The sequence below is a fragment of the Streptomyces sp. NPDC055013 genome (assembly GCF_053608645.1).
Genome location: NZ_JBSGVW010000048.1, coordinates 51,366 through 58,830, shown reverse-complemented (window position 1 = coordinate 58,830; position 7,465 = coordinate 51,366). Strand labels below are relative to the sequence as shown.

Sequence of the window (7,465 nt, the reverse complement as noted above, 5' to 3'; positions counted from 1 at the left end):
GTCGCCGGGCCCCTCCCGTTTCTCCACGATCGGAGCACGGATCGATCACACAGGAGGATTGCATTCCGCAGGTCAGGGGTATGACGGGCTACGACCGGGTTCGAGCAGGTCGGCCATGTGGGAGGGACCCCAGCATGCTCTTGGAAGCGCTCAGCTCCGCGATCCTAGGCCTGGCCTTGGCGTGGGCTGCCACCCGCCGCCTGCCGCACCGTATGCCGACGAGTTCCCTGGTCCTGCCGACGGGCGTGGCAGGCGCCCTCTTCGGCGCGTTCATCACGCACACCGCGCTGGACTTCGGCAACCTCTTCGTGATCCTGATCGGCGCGGCAGTCGTCTCCGCCGCCTCTCTCTCCCTGCTGGTACGCCCCGCGGGAAGACTGAGCCGGCACTCGGCGACCGCGTAGATTCCGAGGACGACCGGCCGCCGGCTTCCTGACGCCTTCCGAAGGCCGAAGGCCGACGGTCACGTCCCGGCACCGGTCGGCAGCATCCAGCCCGTCCGGCGCTTGAGGACAAGGCCCGTCCAGGGCCGCGGCGGGGGTCTGGGGGCCGCGGGCCCCCAGAACGTGGGGCAGCCTAAGCCGCCAGCCCCAGCGCAGCCATCCGCTTGGTGTGCGCCTCGGTGATCCGCGAGAACATCTTCCCGACCTCCGCGAGATCGAACCCGTCCGCGACCCCGCCCACGAGCATCGTGGACAGCGCGTCCCGGTCGGCGACGACCCGCTGGGACTGCGACAGCGCCTCCCCCATCAGGCGCCGGGCCCACAGCGCGAGCCGTCCACCCACACGCGGATCCGCGTCGATGGCGGCCCGCACCTTCTCCACGGCGAACGACGCGTGCCCGGTGTCGTCGAGCACGGCCAGCACGAGCCCCCGCGAGTCCGAGTCGAGTCGCGCGGCGACCTCCCGGTAGAAGTCACTGGCGATCGAGTCACCGACGTACGCCTTGACCAGCCCCTCCAGCCAGTCCGAGGGCGCCGTCTGCTTGTGGAAGCCGTCCAGGGCGGCGACGAACGGCTCCATCGCCTGCGTGGGCTCGGCGCCGATCTCGGTGAGCCGGTCCCGCAGCTTCTCGTAGTGGTGGAACTCGGCCGACGCCATCTTGGCCAGCTCCGCCTTGTCCGCCAGCGTCGGCGCCAGCTTGGCGTCCTCGGCGAGCCGCTCGAACGCCGCCAGCTCCCCGTAGGCCAGCGCACCGAGCAGGTCCACGACGGCGGCCCGGTACTGCGGATCGGCGGAGGCCTGCGCCCAGTCCTGGGCGGCGACCCCGGTGTGTGCGACGGTGCCGCCGGTCTCGACGGCGGAGTCAGCGGTGTCGGAGGCGTCGGGCGTGTTGTCAGGCGTCGTCATGAAGCGCACAATAGCCCGCTCGCCACGCCACGGAAGTCCCTGGTCAATCACTGTGACGCCGACTACGTGACCAATTCGGCCATCGCATGTGCGCGTTTCCGGGGTATGGTGGTAATGCGCCCGCTGAGTACTCTGATGTATTCGACGGGCCGCACGTTATGAGGATGCCCGGTCGGTGGCCCGATCGGCTCCGACCCGACAGCCCTCCCCGGTCGTACGGCACAGATGCGTACGACGACCGGAGGGACACCCTCAGCGGTACGAGCGCTAGAGCGTCGGCAGTGGTCCCGTGTCCTACGGCCAATCCGTATGGCAGCCGACGTCCCCGGCACGGTCCGTCAAGACCCCCGCGCTCGCCTCGCACCGCGTACACAGAAGAGGCAGCACCCTGACTACGACTTTCCGAGAGCTCGGAATCCTTCCCGAGACCGCCGAGGCCCTTGAGGCCGTCGGCATCGTCAACCCCTTCCCCATCCAGGAGATGACCCTCCCCGTCGCCCTCTCCGGCACGGACGTCATCGGCCAGGCCAAGACCGGCACCGGCAAGACCCTGGGCTTCGGTCTCCCGCTCCTCGAGCGCGTCACCGTCCCCGCCGACGTGGAGGCCGGGCGCGCCAAGCCCGACGCCCTCACCGACGCCCCGCAGGCGCTCGTCGTCGTCCCCACCCGTGAGCTGTGCACGCAGGTCACCAACGACCTGCTCACCGCGGGCAAGGTGCGTAACGTCCGCGTCCTCGCGATCTACGGCGGCCGGGCCTACGAGCCCCAGGTCGAGGCCCTGAAGAAGGGCGTCGACGTGATCGTCGGCACCCCGGGCCGACTGCTGGACCTCGCGGGCCAGAAGAAGCTCAACCTCAAGCACATCAAGGCGCTCGTCCTCGACGAGGCCGACGAGATGCTCGACCTGGGCTTCCTGCCCGACGTCGAGAAGATCATCCACATGCTGCCGGCCAGGCGCCAGACCATGCTGTTCTCGGCGACCATGCCGGGCGCGGTCATCGGCCTCGCGCGCCGCTACATGTCGCAGCCCACCCACATCCGCGCCACCGCGCCGGACGACGCGGGCGCGACCGTCGCGAACACCTCGCAGCACGTGTACCGCGCGCACAACATGGACAAGCCCGAGATGGTCGCGCGCATACTGCAGGCCGACGGCCGGGGACTGGCCATGGTCTTCTGCCGTACGAAGCGCACCGCGGCCGACCTCGCCGACCAGCTCAAGCAGCGCGGTTTCGCGGCCGGCGCGGTCCACGGCGACCTCGGCCAGGGCGCCCGTGAGCAGGCCCTGCGCGCCTTCCGCAACGGCAAGGTGGACGTCCTCGTCTGCACCGACGTCGCCGCTCGCGGCATCGACGTCGAGGGTGTGACGCACGTCATCAACTACCAGTCGCCGGAAGAGGAGAAGACGTACCTGCACCGCATCGGCCGCACCGGCCGCGCGGGCGCCAAGGGCATCGCGATCACCCTCGTCGACTGGGACGACATCCCGCGCTGGCAGCTGATCAACAAGGCGCTGGAGCTGAGCTTCAACGACCCGCCGGAGACGTACTCCACGTCCCCGCACCTCTTCGAGGAACTGAGCATCCCCGCGGGCACCAAGGGTGTCCTGCCCCGCTCGGAGCGCACGCGCGCCGGGCTGGAGGCGGAGGAGCTGGAGGACCTCGGCGAGACCGGCGGACGCGGTGCGCGCGGTCGCGGTGGCCGAGGCGGCCGGGACGAGTCCCGCTCGCCCTCGTCGGACCGTGAGCGCCCGGCGCGTACGCCGCGTCGCCGCCGCCGCACGCGTGGCGGAGCAACGCTGGACGAGACGTCGGCGCCCGCCGTCGGTTCCGGGACTCCGGAGGAGACCGCCGGGGCCACCACGGCGGAGTCCGTCACCGAGCCGCGCACCCCGCGCCGCCGTCGCCGCACCCGCAGTGGGGCGTCGCCGGAGCAGGCCGTGACGGCCACGTCCTCGGCCTCCGAGCCCACGGACGCCGCAGAGGCGGCCGTCACGCCGGCGGAGGGCCCGTCCCTGGACTCCGCCGAGGAGACCCCGGCGAAGTCGCGCCGCCGTCGGACCCGCAAGTCGGCGGAGCCGAAGGCGACTTCGGCTCCGGCCGTGGCGACGCCGGAGGCGCAGACCACGCAGGTCGCGGAGGCCGTGCAGGCGTCCGAGCCCGCCGCGGCTCCTGCGGCCGACCAGGTCCCGGTGGCCGACGAGGCCCCCGCCGCCAAGCCGCGCCGCCGCACCCGTAAGGCGACGGCACCGGCGGAGACCGCCGTGGACACGGCCGAGGCCGCGCCGCAGACCCCGGAGGCGACGGAGACCAAGCCGCGCCGCCGGACCCGTAAGGCAACGGCTGCGGCCGAAGCCGTCGTCGACACGGCCGAGGCCGCCGAGGCCAAGCCCAAGGCACGCCGCACCCGCAAGACTGCGGCGTCGGCCACCCCGGCCGCCGAGATCCCGGCCCAGACGGCCCAGGAGCCGGAGGCCGCCGAGGCCAAGCCGAAGCGCACCCGCAAGACGGCCGCCGCCGCGGAGGCTGCCGTCGACACAGCGGAAGCCGTCGAGGCCGAGCCCAAGGCGCGCCGCACCCGCAAGGCCACCGCCGAGGCCGCCGTGGACACGGCCGAGGGCACGGAGGCGAAGCCGCGTCGTACGCGCAAGGCCGCCGCGACCGTCACCGAGCCGGAAGCCGCCGAGGCCAAGCCCCGCCGGACCCGCAAGGCGACTGCCGCCGCGGAGGCTGCCGTCGACACGGCCGAGGCCGCCGAGGCCAAGCCCAAGGCACGCCGCACCCGCAAGACCGCGGCGGCGCCCGTGAAGGCCGCCGAGATCCCGGCTCAGGCCACGCAGGAGCCGACGGCCGCCGCGGAGCCGAAGGCCACCGAGGCGCCCGCGCCTCGTCGCCGTACCCGCAAGGCGGCGGCGACCGTGGAGGCCGCCGACGGCGCGGCCGAGGCCAAGCCCAAGGTGCGCCGCGCCCGCAAGGCCACGGCCGCCACGGAGCCCGCGGAGAGCTGATCTCCCGTACGACGGCCCGGTCCCGCCTCGCGCGGGGCCGGGCCGTCGGCTTTCCCGGACCGACCCGTGGGGGTCCTACGGCCCACCCGCTACCCTCCCCCCGTGACCACCCAACCCGCCTTCACGCCGCCCCCGAACGCCCGCGCCTACGCCCTCCACACCTCCCGCGGCACCTTCGCCGTCGTCGACTCCCCCGCCGCTCCCGGCGTCGGGGTCCGAGGTGTCGCCCTGCTGCTTCCCGGGTTCACGGGCAGCAAGGAGGACTTCAGGCTCATGCACGAGCCGCTCGCGGCGCGCGGCTACCGTACGATCGCCGTCGACGGGCGGGGACAGCACGAGTCGGACGGTCCGGAGCACGACGAAGCGCCGTACGCGCGAGGCGAGTTGGCCCGGGACGTCCTCGCACAGGTGGCGGCCCTCGGCGCTCTCGACGCCCCTCTCCACCTCTTCGGTCACTCCCTCGGCGGCCAGATCGCCCGCGCGGCCGTCCTCCTCGACCACACCCCGTTCAGCTCGCTCACCCTCATGGCGTCGGGCCCCGCCCAGATCTCCGACTCCCAGCAGCAGCGCGTGAAGCTGCTGCGGGACGCGCTCACGGTGATGACCATGGCCGAGACGTGGGAGGCGATCCTCGCGATGGGGCCGCCCGAGGAGGTCGGCGGGCCGGCGCGCGGCATCGGCGGCCCGGACCTGCTGCGGCGCCGCTGGCTCGGCACGAAGCCTGCTCAACTCCTCGCCACAGGGCGCCAGTTGACCACGGAGCCGGACCGCGTGGACGAACTCGCGGCCCTCCCGCTCCCGTTCCACGTCCTGTCGGGCGCGAGCGACGACACCTGGCCGGTCCCGCTCCTCGACGACATGGCCGCACGGCTGAACGCCCGCCGCACCGTCATCCCCGGCGCCGAGCACTCCCCCAACGCCGACCAGCCCCTGCGCACCTCCGAAGCCGTCGCGGACTTCTGGGACAGCGTCGACGGGTCCGGCACCCAGGTCCGGTACGGCGCGTAGTCCGGTCCGGCGTCCGGCCCGGTCCGGCGCCCGGCCCAGTACTGCGCCTGGTCCAGTACTGCGCCGGGTCTAGTACTGCGCCTGCAGGTGCTCCCAGAACCCGTCCCGCAGCGCCCGCCGCAGATCCGCCTGCCCACGCAGGGAGTACTGCAGCAGCCCCTCGGCCTCCACCAGCAGGTCCTGGTCGACGGACCCGGGCAGATACGGATGCCCGGGCAGCAGTTCCACGAGCGACTCCCGCCCCCGCGCCGCGAGCCACTTCGCCGCGATCTGGGCGCCGACGAACCGGACGTCCTCCCGCGTCGGCCGGGCGCCCGCCGTCTCGTATGCGGCGGCCGTGCGCCGGGAGACGTAGGGCTTGAAGAAGTCGAGGTCGAGGGTGCGCTGGCTGTCGACCTCCCAGAGCAGGGGCTCGGCCTGGTTACGGCCTTCCGGCGCCTCGATGCCCCACAGGTGCACCCGCGCCCCGTACCCCTGCGCGGCCTCGACCGCCGAGACCAGGTCCTCGTCACCGCCGAGCAGGGCCGCGTCGCTGATGGCGCGGTGCCTGGCCAGGGACTCGAGGTCGGTCCTGATCAGCGAGTCGACGCCCTTTTGCTGGTTGTTGGCGTTGAGGTTCCCCAGCCGCACCTTCACGTCGGGGAGCTCGGCGATCGACTGCTGTTCCGCGGTGTGGATGCGTCGCCGGGCGCCGTCGTACCAGTAGACCCGCAGCAGCCTGCTGTCCGCGAAGATCGTGCGCGCCCGGTCGATGAGCGCCTCGATCAGCCCCTCGGCGTCCAGATCGAAGGCCCGGCGGTCCTCCGTCCCGGCGACCAGCCGTCCCGCGGCCGCGTAGAGATAGCCCGCGTCGACGAAGATCGCATGGGTCGAGGGCGTCTTCGCCACCTCGGCGAGCATGCGTTGCAGCAGCTCGTTGGTGTGGTCGATGCGGGCGCCGAGCGCCGCGAGGTCGTCGTTCATCGCCACCATTGTCCCGGCGGTCACGCTGCGAACACAACCGGTCCCGGTCAGTCCCGCCTTGATCTCTGGACGACCGTTTACCGGTCAGTAGTTAGACGTTCGAAAAATTTCTTTAGCGTAGGGAATGTTTGTAACACGAAGCACGTTGCATACGTGTGTAACCAAGTAGTTCTCCTCAGTTCTCCGCAGGAGGATGACCAGACGAAGGGAGAAGCCCTTGCGCTTCGAAATCATGCGACTCGACGAGTTCGACGGTACGCCCGTGGACAGCACCGTCGTGGACGCCGCCTCCGTCAACCGGATCGTTCAGCAGGCTGCCGCCACCGGACAGCGGCTGTGGATCCGACCGGCCGACACCGCGGCCTCATAACAGACGCGGATCACCGCAGCAGCTTCGAAGCCCCCGTACGGCACTGACGCCGACGGGGGCTTCGCGCATCCGGGAGCGGTTCCGGGGGACGCTTTCGAGGGCTCAGGCGCCCTGGATCACCTGGGTGACGCCGTTGATGATCTGCTGCACCGCGATCGCCGACAGCATCATGCCCGCGAGCCGCGTCACCAGGACCACGCCGCCGTCCTTGATGACCCGGATGATCAGCAGCGAGTACCGCATCACGAGCCACAGCACGACGTGGATGGCGAGGATCGCCGTCCACACCGACGCCTGCATGGCGACGCTGTCGGCCTTCTGCACGGCGAGGATGACCGACACGATCGCGCCCGGCCCGGCGAGCAGCGGCATACCCAGCGGGACGAGGGCGACGTTCACGTCCTTGGTCTGCTTGGGCTCGTCCGTCTTGCCGGTGAGCAGGTCGAGCGCGATCAGCAGGAGCAGCAGCCCGCCCGCGATCATCAGCGCGGGCACGGAGACGTGCAGGTAGTTGAGGATCTGGTGGCCGAGGAGCCCGAAGACCGTGATCACACCGCCCGCCACACAGACGGCCTGGAGGGCCATCCGTTTCTGCACCTTGGCCGGCCGGCCGGAGGTGAGCGCGAGGAAGATCGGGGTGATCCCGGGGGGATCCATGATGACGAAGAGGGTCAGGAAAAGGGAGCCGAAGACGGCGAGGTCGAACATGGGTGCCTTGCAGAGAAACGGAACGAACGGGACGCGGGAGTGAGGGTGTGACGGGGTGG

The 7,465-nt window shown here is 71.8% G+C and carries 7 protein-coding genes; 4 read left to right on the top strand and 3 right to left on the bottom strand.

Going from position 1 to position 7,465, the window contains the following annotated elements:
- Positions 1 to 134: 134 nt before the first annotated feature.
- On the top strand, positions 135 to 404 hold the full coding sequence (locus ACWGDB_RS37915) for a hypothetical protein (protein ID WP_453826609.1): 270 nt from the start codon (positions 135 to 137) through the stop codon (positions 402 to 404).
- Between the two features lie 172 nt (positions 405 to 576).
- On the opposite strand, the gene ACWGDB_RS37910 is transcribed toward ACWGDB_RS37915, so the two are convergent.
- Positions 577 to 1,359, bottom strand: coding sequence for a ferritin-like fold-containing protein (locus ACWGDB_RS37910; protein ID WP_427840045.1), 783 nt, complete (start codon positions 1,357 to 1,359; stop codon positions 577 to 579).
- 472 nt (positions 1,360 to 1,831) lie between these two features.
- On the opposite strand from ACWGDB_RS37910, the gene ACWGDB_RS37905 reads away from it, so the two are divergent.
- Both ACWGDB_RS37905 and ACWGDB_RS37900 read left to right on the top strand, forming a co-directional pair.
- Positions 1,832 to 4,357, top strand: a complete 2,526-nt coding sequence (locus ACWGDB_RS37905; RefSeq protein ID WP_453826613.1) for a DEAD/DEAH box helicase — start codon at positions 1,832 to 1,834, stop codon at positions 4,355 to 4,357.
- A gap of 102 nt (positions 4,358 to 4,459) precedes the next feature.
- Positions 4,460 to 5,365, top strand: a complete 906-nt coding sequence (locus ACWGDB_RS37900) for an alpha/beta fold hydrolase (protein WP_453826608.1) — start codon at positions 4,460 to 4,462, stop codon at positions 5,363 to 5,365.
- A gap of 69 nt (positions 5,366 to 5,434) precedes the next feature.
- Here the strand turns inward: ACWGDB_RS37900 and ACWGDB_RS37895 are convergent, their stop codons facing one another.
- Positions 5,435 to 6,328: an NYN domain-containing protein gene (locus ACWGDB_RS37895; RefSeq protein WP_383603135.1), complete on the bottom strand. Its 894-nt coding sequence runs from the start codon at positions 6,326 to 6,328 to the stop codon at positions 5,435 to 5,437.
- A gap of 217 nt (positions 6,329 to 6,545) precedes the next feature.
- Here ACWGDB_RS37895 and ACWGDB_RS37890 point away from each other — a divergent pair, with 217 nt between their 5' ends.
- Positions 6,546 to 6,698: a hypothetical protein gene (locus ACWGDB_RS37890; protein WP_427840048.1), complete on the top strand. Its 153-nt coding sequence runs from the start codon at positions 6,546 to 6,548 to the stop codon at positions 6,696 to 6,698.
- A gap of 102 nt (positions 6,699 to 6,800) precedes the next feature.
- On the opposite strand, the gene ACWGDB_RS37885 is transcribed toward ACWGDB_RS37890, so the two are convergent.
- Positions 6,801 to 7,406, bottom strand: coding sequence for a MarC family protein (locus ACWGDB_RS37885; protein ID WP_383603141.1), 606 nt, complete (start codon positions 7,404 to 7,406; stop codon positions 6,801 to 6,803).
- Positions 7,407 to 7,465: the final 59 nt, after the last annotated feature.

What these genes read in the sequence shown, in the direction of transcription:
- ACWGDB_RS37915 (WP_453826609.1), top strand. Translation starts at nt 135, where the DNA reads ATGCTCTTGGAAGCGCTCAGCTCCGCGATCCTAGGCCTGGCCTTGGCG.
- ACWGDB_RS37885 (WP_383603141.1), bottom strand. Translation starts at nt 7,406, where the DNA reads ATGTTCGACCTCGCCGTCTTCGGCTCCCTTTTCCTGACCCTCTTCGTC.
- ACWGDB_RS37895 (WP_383603135.1), bottom strand. Translation starts at nt 6,328, where the DNA reads ATGAACGACGACCTCGCGGCGCTCGGCGCCCGCATCGACCACACCAAC.
- ACWGDB_RS37905 (WP_453826613.1), top strand. Translation starts at nt 1,832, where the DNA reads ATGACCCTCCCCGTCGCCCTCTCCGGCACGGACGTCATCGGCCAGGCC.